Origin of the sequence: Acinetobacter sp. ANC5681 (genome assembly GCF_023488045.1) — a bacterium.
Classification (GTDB): Bacteria; Pseudomonadota; Gammaproteobacteria; order Pseudomonadales; family Moraxellaceae; genus Acinetobacter.
This window is the reverse complement of the sequence record NZ_JAMFKZ010000022.1, coordinates 25,385-41,436: the sequence shown is the minus strand read 5'-3', so window position 1 is coordinate 41,436 and position 16,052 is coordinate 25,385. Positions and strand designations below refer to the sequence as shown.

Sequence of the window (16,052 nt, the reverse complement as noted above, 5' to 3'; positions counted from 1 at the left end):
CGGATATTACAAAATATATAGAGTTATTTTATAATCAGCGAAGAATTCAAAAAGGCTTGGATTTTAAGACACCAAATCAAATGCAGAAGACTTTTATCGGTTAGCTGCCTAGAATCTCCCAAGTGAAAGTCTCCTGCTAATTCAGCACACATCAAGTATAGATTACGTTGGGCGAAAACATATTTGAAAAAAGCAGGTTTATTAGAAACGATTGATAGTAAATATTTTAGGTTAACTAGTTTGGGGCAATCTTTAAATCTAGAAAGAATCGAGTGTTTTAGTAGTAAATTTCTATCTCAATATGAAGGATTTAATGAATTTCGCAATAATGACAAGAAGAGCGGTACCTCAATACAAAATCTTTTTGAAGAAGAAAACGACTCTACACCAGAAGAAATTATAAGTATTGAATTTAACAAGTTAAATCAATCAATTAAAGATGATTTGATTGAGAAAATAAAATTGAACTCTCCTCAGTTTTTTGAAAGACTGGTAGTTGATTTATTGGTTGCTATGGGATACGGAGGTTCACATCATGATGCTGCACAAGCAATTGGTAAAACAAGTGATGGTGGTATTGATGGTGTGATTAGCGAGGACCGTCTAGGTTTGGATAAAATTTATATTCAAGCAAAGCGCTGGGAAAATACCGTTGGTCGCCCAGATATACAACAGTTCAAAGGTGCTTTAGCTGATCAAGTTGCTAAGAAAGGTGTTTTTATTACAACATCGAACTTTAGCAAGGAGGCAGTTGAGTCAGCTAAGAAATCAGGCATTGTACTAATTGATGGCGATAAGCTAACTTCATTGATGATTGAATTTGGATTGGGTGTTCAAATTGAAAGAAATTTTCATATCTACAGAATAGATCAAGATCGGTTTGATGAAGATAGTTTTTAAGAGCGCTCAGTCGCTCTTTTTTATTACTTAACTTTGTCTAAAGCTCTATTTTTAAAATATATAAATTATTAAATATTATGATCTTAAAAATATATCTTAACTTGCTATAAGAATAATTAAGATATATCTTAATATGCATAAATTGTGCAATATGAGAAAAATAAAGATGAGACATCAATCAGATCATCGTGAAAATGAACATGATACACATCATCGAGAGCATCACCGTTCAGGTCGTCGCGGTCGCTTATTTGAATCAGGACGTATGAAGCTGTTAGTGCTGCATTTAATTCAGCAAAATCCCAAACATGGTTATGAAATTATTAAAGAAATTAGTGAGTTAGTGGGTGATGGTTATACACCAAGTGCAGGAACAATTTACCCAACTCTCACCAGTTTAGAAGAAATGAGCTGTATTTCTTTGCTCGATGCCGAGCGTAAACAATACCAAGTCACTGAATATGGCGAAACGTACCTGAAAGATCAGCAAGAAATGTTGACAGCTTTATTGGAAAAACTACGAATTAGACGTGAAATCCATAACAACGATCAACTGATAGAGATCCATCGAGCAATGGAAAATCTAAAAACAGCATTACGATTAAAACTCAATATTGCCGATCTACAGCAAGAACAAATTTATCAAATTGCTGAAAAGATTGATCAAGTCGCAATTGCGATTGGACGTTTATAAACACCTTATCCAATATTAATTTAGAGAAAACTTATGAAACAACATCAATACCATGTCACCGTACAACATTTAAAAGATGCGAAAGGGCAAGCGTCAACTTATACCGAACGTTTAGAGTTTTATACTGGAAATCATGATGATATTTTTCAGATCGTTGAACGTTTAAATAGTGCTGATTTTTTTGATGATCAAACCACGAAAGCTTTTGCGGTGGGTTTAAAACTTTTCAGCGAAGTGATGCTCGAAAATAAAGATCATCCACTATTCGAAGAATTCTTGCCGCAGTTCGGTCAATTTATGAAGAATCTAAAGCAACATGTAAAGAAACAGGCTGAATGAGTATGGGGGCAAATGGCATGCAACAAACAAAGAAGACTTTCTTTACTAAATTACCTGCAAAATATGCTGCTTGGATTATGCCACTATTATTATCAGGGCTGATGAGCGCAATATTATCATTGATGAACTTACTAATGAATGTTGGGCTAATAGATGGATTCGCAACGAAGTGGCTGTCAACATGGCTGTTTTCATGGTTGATTGCCTATCCTGTCGTGCTTATGTTTTTGCCTGTTGTTCGACGCTTAACAAGCTTTATTGTGGAAATGTCACCACATTGATATATCAAGCTGTTGAATAATAATACAGATTGTCTCATGCGTAGCACTCTGCGTATTACCAAAAGACTATATTGAATACTGTTGATATTGTTAAGATCAATAAAACAACTCATTACAATAGCATAGGTAAAAGAGAGTAATATCATGAGTAATAATAACAATTACGATATTTCTGATTCAAAAGATTGTGAAACTTATATCAATCAGTTTATTCAAGAATTTACGATTCGCTCGGCAGAAATTGGTAAGGGCACAATCATTAAGCGAGCCTTGCCGAGTCGTCAGAAGCGTTTGGTGGGGGCATGGTGTTTTCTGGATCATGCAGGGCCAGTGAGTTTCCCCGCTGGAGATGGTTTGGATGTAGGACCGCATCCACATATTGGTTTGCAAACTTTTACATGGATGATTGAAGGCACCATGATGCACACCGATAGTCTTGGTTCAAAACAACTGATTCGTCCTAAGCAAGTGAATTTAATGACGGCGGGGCGAGGAATTTCGCATACCGAAGTTGCACCCGACATTGAAACCAAAATGCATGCAGCACAGCTTTGGATTGCTTTGCCTGATGACAAGCGCAATATGGAGCCAAAGTTTGAGCATTATCCAGAACTACCTGTGGTCAGTAAGGATCAGGTTGAATTTACCATTTTGGTGGGGGATTTTCTTGATATGGTTTCTCCTGTGCAAGTACATACACCTTTGGTTGGTGTGGACTTAACCGCACAAGCGAATACTAAAACCCGTATTCCACTCAATCCAAACTTTGAATATGCTTTTATGGCACTTGAAGGCATTGCTCAGGTCAATGGGCATGAACTCAATGCCGATAATATGGTGGTGTTGGAAACGGGGCTGACTGAAATCGAAGTTGAACTGACTGAAGGTCATCGTGTGTTACTCATCGGTGGTGAACCGTTTGAGTCGCCAATTTTGCTGTGGTGGAACTTCGTTGGACGTACGATGCAAGATTTACAGCAAGCACGAGAAGATTGGATCAATCATGATGCCCGTTTTGGTGAAATTCCTGATTATCAAGGGAAGCGTCTCGAAGCACCTGTACTGCCTGAGCAAATGAGGGCATCGAAATGAGTATAATAGCGAGTGCAAAAGTTCTAACTTTACCTGAACCGTGGAAAGGGGAAGTAACGAGAGGAACACACCAATTTCTAACCGATAAACCCGAATCTTTTGGAGGGCATGATACGGAACCTGCACCTTATGATTTTCTGACTGCAAGTTTAGCATCATGTACCATGATTACCTTACGCATGTATGCGCAGCATAAACAAATAGACTTGGGTGATTTTCAGTGTTGAAGTTGATTTTCATACCAACCGCGAACAGCAAGAAAAGATGACACGTCGTATTATATTTGAGCAGATTCCATCACCAGCGTTACAAGAGAAGTTGCTGAATGTATGTAGTAAAACACCAGTGACGAAAACTTTGTTACGCAGTTTAGACATACAAACCGTGATTGTTTGAGACTAAAATGCTATTGTGCTTGGGCAAATCATAATTCTAAACGTAACTGTGAGAGGGATTCACACAGCAGTTGCGTAGACAAAGCAGGCACAAAAATGATTACCTTACATTACCTACAATGCTCACGTTCGTTCCGTATTTTGTGGGCATTAGAAGAGCTTGGTATGGACTACCAAGTTGAGTATTATCAGAGATTACCTAGCTACGCAGCTCCTGAAAGTTTGAAACAGATTCATCCGCTAGGTAAAGCACCAATTCTGGTGGATGATGAGAATGTCATTGTGGAGTCGGCTGTTATTTTGGATTATCTGCAACAGCAGTATGATGTTAAACAACAGTTCAAACCACAGCAATTCAAAGATCAGCTCCAATACTCGTATTGGATGCACTACGCTGAAGGCTCTCTCATGCCTTTATTGGTGATGACTCTCGTCATCAATAATGTGAGTAAGCATGTTCCGTGGATTATTCGACCTGTTGCTGAAAAAATTACCGATGGCGTGAAAGCTGGCTTTGTTCGCCCTCGAATGAAAGAACATATGCTATATCTGGAGCAGTATTTGGGAGAGCATGATTATTTTGCTGGAGCTTTTTCGTTTGCAGATATTCAAATGGCATTTCCACTGATTGCAATTCAAAATCGACTACACGGGAAATATCCCAACATTCAGGCTTTTGTCCAGCGTATTCAGCAGCGTCCAGCGTTTCAGCGAGCTGAGCAGAAAAGCCTGCACTCTCAATGTGCTTAAAGCCAGATATAGAATGAGAAAGGGGAAACAGATCGTTTCCCCTTTCTCATGTTATCAATGTATTAACGCTTGATTACGATGGAGTCAATGCCGCTATGTTGCAGGGTTTGCTGGGCTGCCAGAGCCGCATCCTGACTATCATAAGGGCCAGAGAAAACACGGTACCATGTCTGGCCATTTTCCACTGTTTTAACCACATCGGCAGATAAACCATTCAGAATAATTTCTGCTCGACGTGCATCAGCACTGTCAGGATCAGGATAGCTACGTACTTGTAAGATATAACTGGCTTGAACTGGTGCAGTTGGTTCAGTCGAGGTGATCGTTATTGGATCTTCAGTGGTCGTTTCAGGTTTTGGTGATTCAATAATCACGACATTACCTTGTTGTTTGGTTTCAGGGACAGCCTGTTCAGGGATTGGAGTAACTTGTTGTTGTGGCAACAAATCGTAGAAACGATAATCTTTGTTGGTATCTTCTTCTTGATAATGATCGGAGGTTACCTGATTTTTTGCTGGAACAGGTTGCCATGGTTGCCATAGCGTGAGCATGACACCAACACATAGAATCGCAAGAATCGCGACAAGCATTCCCCACCACTTTGGAATAAGTGGTTTTTTCGGCTTGTTTGGTCGTTCAGATACACCACGTTGCGTTTTTCCAAACACCTGAAATTCCTCTTGATCCTATTAGATTATTTGTAACTTGAATCTTGTTAAAAACAAAGCATTATGTTTGAAAATAATGCTTTGTTTAAGATATTGCCGACCAATGATAGGCTAAGTTTAAAAGTAGATCTGTATAACGTTGTTAACAACAATATTTCAGATTCAAACTTTTTATTGCAACTGTGTGTATTGATTACATCGCTTCAGGAGCAGATACACCCAGTAACTCTAAGCCATTACGTAAAACTTGCTGTACGTTAATTGAAAGTAATAAACGCGCTTGTGATAAAGGAATATTTGTTTCATCAACAAATTTAACGCCATCTTGAGCATACCATCCATGAAATAGCGCAGCTAAGTCTTTTAGATAATTACCAATTTGATGTGGTTCGTAGACATTCGCAGCACGAATCAAAATTTCAGGATAAGCTGCTAATTTAGCGAGAATCTCTGTTTCAGTCTCTAATGCTAAGAGATTAGCAACTTGGCGAGCAGATGCGACATCAAATGTAATGCCTTTCTCTTTCGCGCGGTTCAAAATGCTATTTACACGTGCATGGGCATACTGAATGTAGTACACCGCATTGTCTTTGCTTTGAGAAACGGCAAGGTCTAAATCAAAGTCGATATGCTGTTCAGATTTACGCATCACGTAGTAGAAACGCGCCGCATCGTTGCCGACTTCTTTACGTAGATCACGTAAAGTCACGAATTGACCTGAACGAGATGACATTTGTACCATCTCGCCACCACGCCATAAACTCACGAACTGAACTAAAAGAACAGTCAGTTTTTTAGAGTCGTAACCCATTGCATCAATCGCAGCTTTTACACGTGAAATATAACCGTGGTGATCTGAACCCCAAATATCAATCAGATCAGTATAACCACGTTGTAGTTTATTCAAATGGTAAGCAATGTCAGATGCAAAATAAGTGGTTTGACCATTACGACGTTTGACCACACGGTCTTTCTCATCGCCAAATTCAGTTGATTTAAACCAAATATTGCCATCTTTTTCATAGAGAAAGCCACGTTGATCAAGCGTCGCAAGTGCTTCATCAATTTTTTCGGTTAGCGAAGCTTCGCTAAACCATTCATCAAAAGTCACGCCAAAGTCAGCAAGGTCATCTTTGATATCATCCAAAATGGCATGTAAAGCCGCTTGGTGAAATACGCGATAGCCCGCACCTAACTGTTGTTGTGAATTGGCGATTAAGCCGTCAATGTGTTTTTCTTTATCACCAGACAGAATAACTTTATTGCCTTCGGCATCAAGTTCTTCAGCATATTGAACATCTTCAGGCACATCATTGTAAATGTCAGCAACTGGACGAACGTGTGCATCGCCATCTTGATCAATAATGCTTTGTGCGATTTCTTTAACATAGTCGCCTTGATAGGCATTTTTAGGGAAAACAAGCGTTTGCCCAGTTAACTCTAAATAACGTAAATAAGTTGATGTTGCCAAAATATCCATTTGGCGACCTGCATCATTGACATAGTACTCACGGTCAACTTGTGCACCTGTTGCTTCTAAAAGATTCGCAACAGTCATGCCGTAAGCTGCACCACGACCATGTCCCACATGCAGACTAGATGTTGGGTTTGCAGAAACAAATTCGACTTGGATTTTTTTAGCTGCATTGGCTTGGCTGCGTCCATATTGGTCTTTTTGTGCTTGAATTTGATCAAGTACAGCGAAGCGTTGGTCTGCATTTAAAAAGAAGTTAATAAAACCAGGACCTGCGATTTCTGCTTTTGTAATGTCAGCGACTTCAGGCAGTGCTGCTAAGATTTTTTCAGCAAGATCGCGTGGTTTCATACCAGCAGCTTTAGAGCCGATCATGGCAATATTGGATGCAAAGTCACCGTGACTTCGGTCTTTGGTACGGGTTAAATGGCTCGTGTTTGTCCAATCTGAAGGAAGTACCCCTTGTTGTTGAAGGGATTGTACCGCATGATCAAGAGCTGCTTGTATTGCCGTATTCATAGTTACCGAAATAAATGTCGCGGAAAAACGTCAAATATAGCAAATTTTAGCGGCTTAAGGGGAGAGTGATTGAAGTGGAATTAACATATTCATATAAATCTTTTCAGACTTTTATTTTTCAATGTGGTGATGGGGATGCTATATCGACGATAGATATAGCATTTTTCTCTTTAAGCTTGTAAAACCTGTTCGAGTAATTCATCACTTGGTGCGAAATAATATGCCCCATCAATCGCAGTAGTGAAATGCAATAAACGGTCATGAATACCGTCACCTGTGGTACCAAACATTCGTTTTAACATGGCATCAATAATGCTCAAATTATTGGTATAGGCAACAAAAAATAGACCTTGTTCACCTTTACCATCACCATAAGGCAAACTGTGACGCAAGATTTCCATTTCTTCGCCATCCTCATCTTCTACCACGGTACGTGCGACATGCGAATTTTGGGGTTTGATGTCATCATCAAGTTCAATAGATTCAAGTTTGGTACGTCCAAAAACATGTTCTTGAGCATCGACTTTGAGTTGTTGCCATTTTGCTAAATTATGAATATAGCGCTGTGCGAAAATAAAACTGCCATCTGCAAAAGCCCCTGCTGTTTCTGCAAGGAGGGCAGCTTCAGCACGGTCATCTGGGAATTGAGGATTTTCTGTACCATCAATAAAGCCTGTCATATCGCGACCATCAAAGAAACGGAAGCATGCGCGCTCATCTAAAACATCAACTTTGCTTTGAATACCATTGAAGAAAGCTTGACTGATCGCAAAGCAGATATCAGCACGAGCACTCGCAATGTGTATAAATACATCCGCGGGAACCACAGGCATGTCAAAAGCCCCATGTTGCGGGTCAAGCTGTCTAAAGTCCTCAGGTGTCTGAGAATAAAGCTTTGACCAAAGCTCAGGACCAAAGGCAATCGCTGTTTTAATTTGATCGTTAGGGTGTTGGGTAATCAGACGATCACGGGTTGAGAGTAAAGCTTCAATCTGCTGTTTGAGTTCAGAAATACTTAAATCTTTTAAACGCAAAACAATAAAACGGGCATGATCAGAAGGTAATGGAAGAATGACGGATTGAGCAGTCATGAAGCTCTCCTTAGTTCGTTATTTTTAAATGATACAAAGGTATGATTTTGCCCGATGTGAGCAGTGCTTAATAGCTTATTTTTGACGATTTTTGCGATATTGATAATCGTTAAATAATAGTCGACATAGCATCCAAGTATTGGATGCTAAGATTGGAAACATTTAATTGGTTTTAAAATTCGGTAAGAATTTTTGTACTGCAAAAATAACGGCAAAGCAAAGCGCCATACATAAAACGATACTGAGACCTGTGGCAATATTTAACGCCGCACTAGACCACAAGCCAACCGTCACAGCCAATTGAGCCAGTAAGAATGCCCAAGTCACCATTTGTTTAGGTGAATGTGCAAGTAAGCGTGCGCTTAGTGCAGGAATCACCAGTAATGCACCCATAAGGAGTGAGCCAACAGCACGGAGCGCAAGTACTGTAAATAGCGCCAATAACAGCATGAAAATCAAGCGTTGCCAATTGGCTCTCACCCCTTCACTCATTGCAATATCGGGATCAATTGCAATTTGAATTTGTGCAGACCATGAACGATACAAAACGATAAGCGAACCTACAATCACGACCGCAAACATGGGTAAATCAGACCATTCAATACTAAGAAGATCGCCAAATAAGTAGCTTAATAATTCGGGGCGTAAACTCGGAATATGCTGAATTAATAACAAACCTGAGCACAGTAATGTCGCTGAACTTAATGCGAGTAAGGCATCATTAGGGAGGCGAGAGTCATGCAGTACCCATAAAATACCAACCAGTAAAGCAGCCAGAAAAGCGACCCCTAACCAAAAGGGTAGATGTAGTAAGGCTGCAATAGCGACCCCTAATAGCGTGCCATGTGCCATGGTATCAGCAAAAAAAGACATTCTGCGCCAAAGCATCAGACAGCCGAGTGGTGCTGTCAGAAATACCAAAAGTGACCCCATGATCCAAGCAGGTAATAGCAGTTGTAACCATTCCATCATCGCTTAGACCTTCGGTTCAGGGTGAATGTGTGGGCGTGGATCATGAGAACAGGGTTCCGCATGATCGCTATGTCCACAATGATTGTGATGATGCTGATAGAACATCCGTTGCGTACCAAAAATCGCTTGGTATTCAGGATGCTGCTGAATACTTTCAGGTAAACCACTACAACAAATGTGTTTGTTCAGACAAACAACGCGATGCGTGCCTTGCATTACCCATTGTAAATCATGTGACACCATCAATACTGCACAACCGTAGCGTTCAGGTAGGCTTCTCACATAGTCGTAAAGCTCAGCTTCGGATTGAATATCCAAACCTTGCATAGGTTCATCAAGCACCAGGATATCGGGTTGGCGGAGTAGTGCACGTGCCAGTAAAACCCGTTGTCGTTCGCCACCTGAAAGTTGTTGTACTTTAGAGGCTTGTAATTTTTGAATGCCCGTATCTCGGATAATTTCTTCGCGTAAATCAGCGGCACAAATTTCTAAATCAAGTAAGTCTTGAACACGTAAGGGAAGACTGGCTGAGGGGTTGAATTTTTGTGGGACGTAGGCCAATTTTAATTTCTTGGAAAAGTGAACTTTTCCTTTATTTGGCGACATAATGCCAAGCAAGATTTTAATTAATGTTGATTTGCCAGCACCATTGGGACCAATTAGTGTCACAATTTCTTTTGCCTGCAATGCAAAATCAATATTTCTTAAAATATCTCGTTCGTCGCGTCGAACAGAAATATTCTCCAACTGAATAAGTGGAGCGCTTATTGGCGTGTGTTGCACTGATGACATTTTCCAGAAATTTCAATAATGCTGTGTTGGGCAGCAAATTGGTCAGAAGCAGCAAGTTGATCGAGCTGTTGAATTAATCCTTGTGCTGAAGCCTCTTTCACTGAATGACATTCAGTGCAAATCAGAAAAGCAGCTTGATGCCCTTCACGTGGATGGCAACAAGGAATATAGGCATTAATTGAGGTCAGTCGATGAATTAGACCTTTTTCTAATAAGAAGTCTAAAGTTCTATAAACTGTAGGTGGGGCAGCAGGGCGGTCTGCTTGACCTTTGATTTTAGCCAGTAAGTCATAAGCGCCCATTGGAGCAGAAGCATTTAGAATGAGTTCAAGCACTTCTTTACGTAAAGGTGTTAAGCGAGCGCCAACTGCAGTACACAAAATTTCTGCTTCAGCAATGCGAGCCTTAATATCGTGATGACCGTGAACACCATGTAAAGCATTGTTATGTTCATGTGAACAAGAACTCATAGGTAGACCTCATTGTTTTTGTAGAATCTATTGCTTTTCATTCGCTCATCGCCTTTATGATATTGCAATAGACCCATTATCATAACATGCAATTCAATTTAACCATCTATATAAGTTGAAGCTCGACAGGCGAGCGCGACAAATCTAAAAAAGACATAGGTGTTTTTTAACTTTTGTTATATTATAACACGCTTCTCTGAGTTGAGTAATGTTGTGATGTCCCGCCTAATAGTATTTGTTTTCTTTTCAATGTTAAGCACATGGGGATGGACTCAAAGTTTAGTTGTTTCAACACATCCAATTTATTTAATTGCTAAAGAGGTTACAGCAGGCATAGAAGAGCCTGTTCTGTTACTTGGCGATCAAACAGGACATGATGTACAACTCACACCCGCTCATCGTAAGGCGATTCAAGATGCTTCGCTGGTATTGTGGCTAGGTAAAGTACATGAAGCACCTTTAGATAAGTTGCTTAATCAAAACCCTAAAGCAATTGCACTTTTAGATTCTGGTATTTTGACGATTTTACCGCAGCGTAGTTTACGCGGTGCTGCATTGGCAAACACTGTAGATAGTCATGTGTGGTTAGAGCCAAACAATGCAGTGCGAATTGCTTTCTTTATTGCAACTTTACGTTCACAACAATATCCAGAAAATAAAGCCAAATACATGGCGAATGCAAAAGAGTTTTCGCAACAAATGCTGCAGGTTTCACAGCAATATGAAAGTTCCAATAAAGCAAAACCTTATTGGTCTTATCATGATGCCTATCAATATTTAGAAAGAGCACTCAATTTGAAATTTGCTGGAGCATTGACTGATGATCCTCATATTGCACCCACAGTAGCTCAAATTAAATTCTTAAAAGATAGTCGCCCTAAAACACAAATGTGCTTGTTGGCTGAAACATCAGCAAGTCGTGGTCAATATCAAAAGCTAAATCCAGTCGTGTTCCAACCAGTTGATGAAAGTATGCGTGGTCAAGATAATTTTGTTGCTGCATGGAAAAAATTGGCTTCAAAAACCGATAAATGCGTATTAAGTACTCAAAAATGATGAAAAAAATAAAAATGAGTTGACTCTATCGTCGGAAAATATGCTAACGAAAAAAACAGACTTAAGTCGAGAAAAGATTGCATGTTCAGGGGTGTAACTCTATAATGCCTGCGATTCGAAACGATCATCAATAAAACTTGTCAAGCAGTTATGTTGTGAGTGGATAAAAAATGAGCCAAACTAGTCGCTTGATTGACCGACGATTAGCAAAAGCTTTGGTCTTCTTACAAGCGTGTATGATTCCTGTTGCAGCTTTGCTTGCATGGATGATGAAAGACACCACTGCTGCTCTAAGTGCTGCGCTTGGGGCTTTGGTATGTTGGTTGGCACATTGTTATTTTGCTTGGCAGTCGTTTAGAACGGCAGGCGCAAGAGCATCAAAACAAGTCATGCTGAACATGTATCGAGGGATGCTGGGTAAGTTTGCAATCGTGATCGTGGGTTTTATTTTAATTTTGAGCAATGTTAAACCGCTGTCACCGGTTGCGTTGTTTTGTGGATTTATCCTCGTTCAAACGATGTCGTGGGTCGCGCCATTTTGGGTGTCACGTCTACAAAAACGAGTTTAAAACACATTTAAGATTTTTTGGAAGTGTGAGTGAGATTATTGCAGTTCGCAGAATTCGCTTCGCTTCTTTTTAATGATTGACATTGACCAGGTGTGATTTATGGCTGCTGAAGAACATGCCCTTACTTCGACCGAGTATATCAAGCATCACTTGACCAATATGACCTATGGCAAAATGCCTGATGGTACATGGAAGTTGGCTGAGACTGCTGAAGAAGCTCATTCGATGGGGTTCACTGCAATTCACTTGGATTCAATGGGTTGGTCTATCGGACTTGGTGTTATTTTCTGTTTGTTATTTTGGACAGTTGCGAAAGCTGCAAATGCTGGCGTTCCAACTAAATTCCAATCTGCAATCGAAATGATTATCGAGTTTGTGGACTCAAGTGTTCGTGATACTTTCCACGGCAAATCACGTTTAATTGCTCCTTTATCATTGACCATCTTCGTGTGGATTTTCCTCATGAACGCAATGGACTTGATTCCTGTTGACTGGATTCCTTTCCTAGCTCAAAAGATTGGTGCAAGCGTGTTTGGTATGGACCCTCACCACGTTTATTTCAAGGTTGTTCCATCTACAGATCCTAACATTACCCTTGGTATGTCATTGTCTGTATTTGCACTGATCTTGTTCTATAGTATTCGTGAAAAAGGGATCGGCGGTTTCGTCGGTGAATTGGCACTTAACCCATTTAACCCAAGTAACCCAGTTGCAAAAGCGTTATTGATTCCAGTGAACTTGATTTTGGAATTAGTAACTTTTCTTGCTCGACCAGTTTCGTTGGCTCTACGACTGTTCGGTAACATGTATGCGGGTGAGTTAATCTTCATCTTAATCGCGTTATTACCGTTCTGGATTCAATGGGCGTTATCTGTGCCTTGGGCTATTTTCCACATTCTTGTAATTACGTTGCAAGCATTCATCTTTATGATGCTGACCATCGTTTACTTGAGCATGGCAAGCGAAAAGCATTAATAGTATTGCCTAATTATCAATCGATGGTTAGGCTTAAATTTTAGTTTAATTTGGTAATAACCTAACCTCTGAGGAATTTTTCATGGAACTCACTTTAGGTCTAGTTGCAATTGCATCTGCTATCTTGATCGCTTTTGGTGCTTTAGGTACTGCGATTGGCTTCGGTCTTTTAGGTGGCCGCTTCTTAGAAGCTGTTGCTCGTCAACCAGAATTGGCTCCACAACTTCAAACTCGTATGTTCTTAATTGCGGGTCTTCTTGATGCTGTGCCTATGATCGGTGTTGGTATTGGCTTGTTCTTCATCTTCGCTAATCCATTTGTAGGTTAATAGCTTAATTCCTAAATCCACATATTGAGGAATAGCGAAATGAATATCAACCTCACATTGATTGGTCAAGCGATTGCATTTGCGTTCTTTGTCGCATTTTGCATGAAGTTCGTTTGGCCACCACTAATCAATGCGATTAGTGAGCGTCAGCGTAAAATCGCTGATGGCTTAAATGCTGCTGAAAAAGCAAAAGCTGACCTTGCTGATGCGCAAGCACAAGTTAAGGCAGAATTAGACGCAGCAAAAGCACAAGCGGCTCAATTGATCGAACAAGCGAACCGTCGTGCAGCACAATTGGTAGAAGAAGCGCGTACCCAAGCATCTGCTGAAGGTGAGCGTATTCGTCAACAGGCGAAAGAAACTGTTGATCAAGACATCAATGCTGCTCGCGAAGAATTACGTCAACAAGTTGCTGCTTTGGCAGTTGCTGGCGCAGAAAAAATTCTGAACCAACAAGTTGACGCAGAAGCTCATAATGCCATGCTGACTCAGCTGGCTGCTAAACTTTAAGCGAGGCGAAATATGGCTGAACTCTTGACGTTGGCACGCCCATACGCTAAGGCAGCATTTGCTTATGCATCTGAGCAAAATGCAACTGACTCTTGGTCAAATGCATTACAACTGCTCAGTGCTGCGGTGCAAGATGAAGCATTTTCCGCTTATTTAAATCGCCCTGAGTTGACTCCTGCGGAGCAGGTAAGTCTTTTTGCGAAAGTTTTAGGTGAAGATCAATCACAAGCTGTGTCGAACTTTTTGACATTACTTGCAGATAATGATCGTTTAGTTTTATTGCCTGAAATTGCAGCAGAATACGAATTACTGAAATCGCAGAACAACAACACTTTGGAAGTAGAGATTGAATCTGCTTTTCCATTAGATGCGACACAAGAGCATATTTTAGCTCATGCGCTTGAAAAACGTTTTAACAGAACTGTTCATGTGACTGTTAGCGTTAATCCAGCGTTAATCGCAGGTGTTGTGATTCATGCAGGCGACCAAGTGATAGATGACTCTGCGCTTAACAAGCTTGAAAAAATGCGGACTCGTCTTCTTGCGTAATAGCAAAAAGACTGAACTTAAAAAAGATTGAGGAATAGCGCAATGCAACAACTGAATCCATCCGAGATCAGTGCGCTCATTAAACAGCGTATCGGCGATCTGGACACCAGCGCGACCGCGAAGAATGAAGGTACCATCGTCATGGTATCTGACGGTATCGTGCGTATTCACGGTCTTGCGGATGCAATGTACGGTGAAATGATCGAATTCGACGGCGGCTTATTTGGTATGGCACTGAACCTAGAACAGGATTCAGTGGGTGCCGTTGTTTTAGGTAACTACCTAAGCCTGCAAGAAGGTCAAAAAGCGCGTTGTACAGGTCGTGTATTAGAAGTTCCGGTTGGTCCAGAACTTCTAGGCCGTGTCGTAGATGCTTTAGGTAACCCAATTGATGGTAAAGGCCCTATTGATGCAAAACTAACTGATGCTGTTGAAAAAGTAGCACCAGGCGTAATTTGGCGTCAATCTGTCGACGAACCTGTTCAAACTGGTTATAAATCAGTTGATACCATGATCCCTGTAGGTCGTGGTCAGCGTGAGTTGATTATTGGTGACCGTCAAACTGGTAAAACAGCAATGGCGATCGATGCGATCATCGCTCAGAAAAACTCTGGCATTAAATGTGTATACGTTGCGATTGGTCAAAAACAATCAACAATTGCAAACGTTGTACGTAAGCTAGAAGAAACTGGCGCTATGGCGTATACAACTGTTGTCGCAGCTGCGGCAGCTGATCCTGCAGCTATGCAGTATTTAGCTCCGTACTCAGGCTGTACAATGGGTGAATACTTCCGTGACCGCGGTGAAGATGCGTTAATCATTTATGATGATTTGTCTAAGCAAGCTGTTGCTTACCGTCAAATTTCATTGTTATTACGTCGTCCACCAGGTCGTGAAGCTTATCCAGGTGACGTATTCTATCTTCACTCACGTCTTCTTGAGCGTGCTTCGCGCGTTTCGGCTGACTATGTTGAGAAGTTCACGAACGGTGCAGTAACTGGTCAAACTGGTTCTTTAACTGCGTTACCGATCATTGAAACTCAAGCGGGTGACGTATCTGCATTCGTACCAACCAACGTAATTTCGATTACTGACGGTCAGATCTTCTTAGAAACATCATTATTCAACGCAGGTATTCGTCCTGCTGTGAACGCGGGTATCTCGGTATCGCGTGTTGGTGGTTCTGCTCAAACTAAGATCATCAAAAAATTGTCTGGTGGTATCCGTACTGCTCTAGCACAATACCGTGAATTGGCTGCGTTTGCTCAGTTTGCTTCTGATCTTGATGAAGCAACGCGTAAGCAACTTGAGCATGGTCAACGTGTAACTGAGTTAATGAAGCAGAAACAATATGCTCCTTACTCAATTGCTGACCAAGCTGTATCTGTTTATGCATCTAACGAAGGCTATATGGCTGACGTTGAAGTGAAGAAAATCGTAGACTTTGATGCTGCGTTAATTGCTTACTTCCGTTCAGAAAAAGCTGCGTTAATGCAACAGATCGATGAAACTGGTGATTATAACAAAGACATCGAAGCAGCAATCAAATCAGGTATTGAGAGCTTCAAAGCGACTCAAACTTACTAAGTTTACCTTTAGTTAAGTTTGGTTCACGGATCAACCTTCGA

The 16,052-nt window shown here is 40.7% G+C and carries 18 protein-coding genes and 2 pseudogenes; 14 read left to right on the top strand and 6 right to left on the bottom strand.

Features of this window, described 5'->3' with window-relative positions:
- Nucleotides 1–150: 150 nt before the first annotated feature.
- The 7 genes and pseudogenes from M5121_RS12260 to M5121_RS12230 all read left to right on the top strand — a co-directional run.
- Nucleotides 151–900 (top strand): annotated as a pseudogene (locus M5121_RS12260) (restriction endonuclease); the annotation flags it as partial.
- A gap of 166 nt (nt 901–1,066) precedes the next feature.
- Nucleotides 1,067–1,594, top strand: a complete 528-nt coding sequence (locus tag M5121_RS12255; RefSeq protein ID WP_249571335.1) for a PadR family transcriptional regulator — start codon at nt 1,067–1,069, stop codon at nt 1,592–1,594.
- 33 nt (nt 1,595–1,627) lie between these two features.
- Entirely contained in the window at nt 1,628–1,933 is a 306-nt protein-coding gene (locus M5121_RS12250; protein ID WP_126132616.1) for a DUF3861 domain-containing protein, read from the top strand.
- A gap of 2 nt (nt 1,934–1,935) precedes the next feature.
- Nucleotides 1,936–2,214, top strand: a complete 279-nt coding sequence (locus M5121_RS12245) for a DUF2798 domain-containing protein (RefSeq protein WP_249571338.1) — start codon at nt 1,936–1,938, stop codon at nt 2,212–2,214.
- Between the two features lie 144 nt (nt 2,215–2,358).
- Nucleotides 2,359–3,306, top strand: coding sequence for a pirin family protein (locus M5121_RS12240; RefSeq protein ID WP_249571334.1), 948 nt, complete (start codon nt 2,359–2,361; stop codon nt 3,304–3,306).
- Nucleotides 3,303–3,702 (top strand): annotated as a pseudogene (locus tag M5121_RS12235) (OsmC family protein). The gene M5121_RS12240 and the pseudogene M5121_RS12235 overlap by 4 nt, the downstream one beginning before the upstream one ends.
- 95 nt (nt 3,703–3,797) lie before the next feature.
- Nucleotides 3,798–4,451, top strand: a complete 654-nt coding sequence (locus tag M5121_RS12230) for a glutathione S-transferase family protein (protein WP_087544519.1) — start codon at nt 3,798–3,800, stop codon at nt 4,449–4,451.
- A gap of 62 nt (nt 4,452–4,513) precedes the next feature.
- Here M5121_RS12230 and M5121_RS12225 read toward each other — a convergent pair whose 3' ends face one another.
- The 6 genes from M5121_RS12225 to M5121_RS12200 all read right to left on the bottom strand — a co-directional run bounded on the left by M5121_RS12225 (nt 4,514) and on the right by M5121_RS12200 (nt 10,437).
- Nucleotides 4,514–5,119, bottom strand: a complete 606-nt coding sequence (locus tag M5121_RS12225; RefSeq protein WP_249571333.1) for an SPOR domain-containing protein — start codon at nt 5,117–5,119, stop codon at nt 4,514–4,516.
- Between the two features lie 193 nt (nt 5,120–5,312).
- On the bottom strand, nt 5,313–7,112 hold the full coding sequence (gene argS / locus M5121_RS12220; protein ID WP_087536712.1) for an arginine--tRNA ligase: 1,800 nt from the start codon (nt 7,110–7,112) through the stop codon (nt 5,313–5,315).
- Between the two features lie 170 nt (nt 7,113–7,282).
- Entirely contained in the window at nt 7,283–8,203 is a 921-nt protein-coding gene (locus M5121_RS12215) for a Dyp-type peroxidase (RefSeq protein ID WP_087547868.1), read from the bottom strand.
- A gap of 162 nt (nt 8,204–8,365) precedes the next feature.
- Nucleotides 8,366–9,175, bottom strand: coding sequence for a zinc ABC transporter permease subunit ZnuB (gene znuB / locus M5121_RS12210; protein WP_005155315.1), 810 nt, complete (start codon nt 9,173–9,175; stop codon nt 8,366–8,368).
- 3 nt (nt 9,176–9,178) lie between these two features.
- Complete coding sequence (gene znuC, locus M5121_RS12205; protein ID WP_087544528.1) at nt 9,179–9,967, bottom strand: zinc ABC transporter ATP-binding protein ZnuC; 789 nt, start codon at nt 9,965–9,967, stop codon at nt 9,179–9,181.
- Nucleotides 9,940–10,437, bottom strand: a complete 498-nt coding sequence (locus M5121_RS12200; RefSeq protein WP_087536716.1) for a transcriptional repressor — start codon at nt 10,435–10,437, stop codon at nt 9,940–9,942. Before M5121_RS12200 ends, znuC begins: the two co-directional genes overlap by 28 nt.
- A gap of 216 nt (nt 10,438–10,653) precedes the next feature.
- Here M5121_RS12200 and M5121_RS12195 point away from each other — a divergent pair, with 216 nt between their 5' ends.
- From M5121_RS12195 to atpA, 7 genes are all read left to right on the top strand, one after another.
- The gene (locus tag M5121_RS12195) at nt 10,654–11,493 is read left to right on the top strand and encodes a metal ABC transporter substrate-binding protein (protein WP_249571332.1); all 840 of its coding nucleotides are present in this window, start codon (nt 10,654–10,656) and stop codon (nt 11,491–11,493) included.
- Between the two features lie 170 nt (nt 11,494–11,663).
- Nucleotides 11,664–12,062, top strand: coding sequence for an ATP synthase subunit I (locus tag M5121_RS12190; RefSeq protein WP_004665211.1), 399 nt, complete (start codon nt 11,664–11,666; stop codon nt 12,060–12,062).
- A gap of 99 nt (nt 12,063–12,161) precedes the next feature.
- Nucleotides 12,162–13,037 carry a F0F1 ATP synthase subunit A gene (atpB, locus tag M5121_RS12185; RefSeq protein ID WP_004665210.1) on the top strand — a complete coding sequence of 292 codons (876 nt, stop codon included), beginning with the start codon at nt 12,162–12,164 and terminating at the stop codon, nt 13,035–13,037.
- 82 nt (nt 13,038–13,119) lie between these two features.
- The gene (gene atpE / locus M5121_RS12180) at nt 13,120–13,365 is read left to right on the top strand and encodes a F0F1 ATP synthase subunit C (protein ID WP_000424060.1); all 246 of its coding nucleotides are present in this window, start codon (nt 13,120–13,122) and stop codon (nt 13,363–13,365) included.
- 39 nt (nt 13,366–13,404) lie between these two features.
- A complete protein-coding gene (locus tag M5121_RS12175; RefSeq protein ID WP_004665208.1) occupies nt 13,405–13,875 on the top strand; it encodes a F0F1 ATP synthase subunit B in 471 nt (156 codons plus the stop codon).
- Nucleotides 13,876–13,887: 12 nt separating this feature from the next.
- Nucleotides 13,888–14,424 carry a F0F1 ATP synthase subunit delta gene (locus M5121_RS12170; RefSeq protein ID WP_004665206.1) on the top strand — a complete coding sequence of 179 codons (537 nt, stop codon included), beginning with the start codon at nt 13,888–13,890 and terminating at the stop codon, nt 14,422–14,424.
- Nucleotides 14,425–14,466: 42 nt separating this feature from the next.
- Nucleotides 14,467–16,011, top strand: a complete 1,545-nt coding sequence (gene atpA / locus M5121_RS12165) for a F0F1 ATP synthase subunit alpha (RefSeq protein WP_087544534.1) — start codon at nt 14,467–14,469, stop codon at nt 16,009–16,011.
- The last annotated feature ends 41 nt before the right edge of the window (nt 16,012–16,052 follow it).

What these genes read in the sequence shown, in the direction of transcription:
- M5121_RS12255 (WP_249571335.1), top strand. Translation starts at nt 1,067, where the DNA reads ATGAGACATCAATCAGATCATCGTGAAAATGAACATGATACACATCAT.
- M5121_RS12250 (WP_126132616.1), top strand. Translation starts at nt 1,628, where the DNA reads ATGAAACAACATCAATACCATGTCACCGTACAACATTTAAAAGATGCG.
- M5121_RS12245 (WP_249571338.1), top strand. Translation starts at nt 1,936, where the DNA reads ATGGGGGCAAATGGCATGCAACAAACAAAGAAGACTTTCTTTACTAAA.
- M5121_RS12240 (WP_249571334.1), top strand. Translation starts at nt 2,359, where the DNA reads ATGAGTAATAATAACAATTACGATATTTCTGATTCAAAAGATTGTGAA.
- M5121_RS12230 (WP_087544519.1), top strand. Translation starts at nt 3,798, where the DNA reads ATGATTACCTTACATTACCTACAATGCTCACGTTCGTTCCGTATTTTG.
- argS (WP_087536712.1), bottom strand. Translation starts at nt 7,112, where the DNA reads ATGAATACGGCAATACAAGCAGCTCTTGATCATGCGGTACAATCCCTT.
- M5121_RS12215 (WP_087547868.1), bottom strand. Translation starts at nt 8,203, where the DNA reads ATGACTGCTCAATCCGTCATTCTTCCATTACCTTCTGATCATGCCCGT.
- znuB (WP_005155315.1), bottom strand. Translation starts at nt 9,175, where the DNA reads ATGATGGAATGGTTACAACTGCTATTACCTGCTTGGATCATGGGGTCA.
- znuC (WP_087544528.1), bottom strand. Translation starts at nt 9,967, where the DNA reads ATGTCATCAGTGCAACACACGCCAATAAGCGCTCCACTTATTCAGTTG.
- M5121_RS12200 (WP_087536716.1), bottom strand. Translation starts at nt 10,437, where the DNA reads ATGAGTTCTTGTTCACATGAACATAACAATGCTTTACATGGTGTTCAC.
- M5121_RS12195 (WP_249571332.1), top strand. Translation starts at nt 10,654, where the DNA reads ATGTCCCGCCTAATAGTATTTGTTTTCTTTTCAATGTTAAGCACATGG.
- M5121_RS12190 (WP_004665211.1), top strand. Translation starts at nt 11,664, where the DNA reads ATGAGCCAAACTAGTCGCTTGATTGACCGACGATTAGCAAAAGCTTTG.
- atpB (WP_004665210.1), top strand. Translation starts at nt 12,162, where the DNA reads ATGGCTGCTGAAGAACATGCCCTTACTTCGACCGAGTATATCAAGCAT.
- atpE (WP_000424060.1), top strand. Translation starts at nt 13,120, where the DNA reads ATGGAACTCACTTTAGGTCTAGTTGCAATTGCATCTGCTATCTTGATC.
- M5121_RS12175 (WP_004665208.1), top strand. Translation starts at nt 13,405, where the DNA reads ATGAATATCAACCTCACATTGATTGGTCAAGCGATTGCATTTGCGTTC.
- M5121_RS12170 (WP_004665206.1), top strand. Translation starts at nt 13,888, where the DNA reads ATGGCTGAACTCTTGACGTTGGCACGCCCATACGCTAAGGCAGCATTT.
- atpA (WP_087544534.1), top strand. Translation starts at nt 14,467, where the DNA reads ATGCAACAACTGAATCCATCCGAGATCAGTGCGCTCATTAAACAGCGT.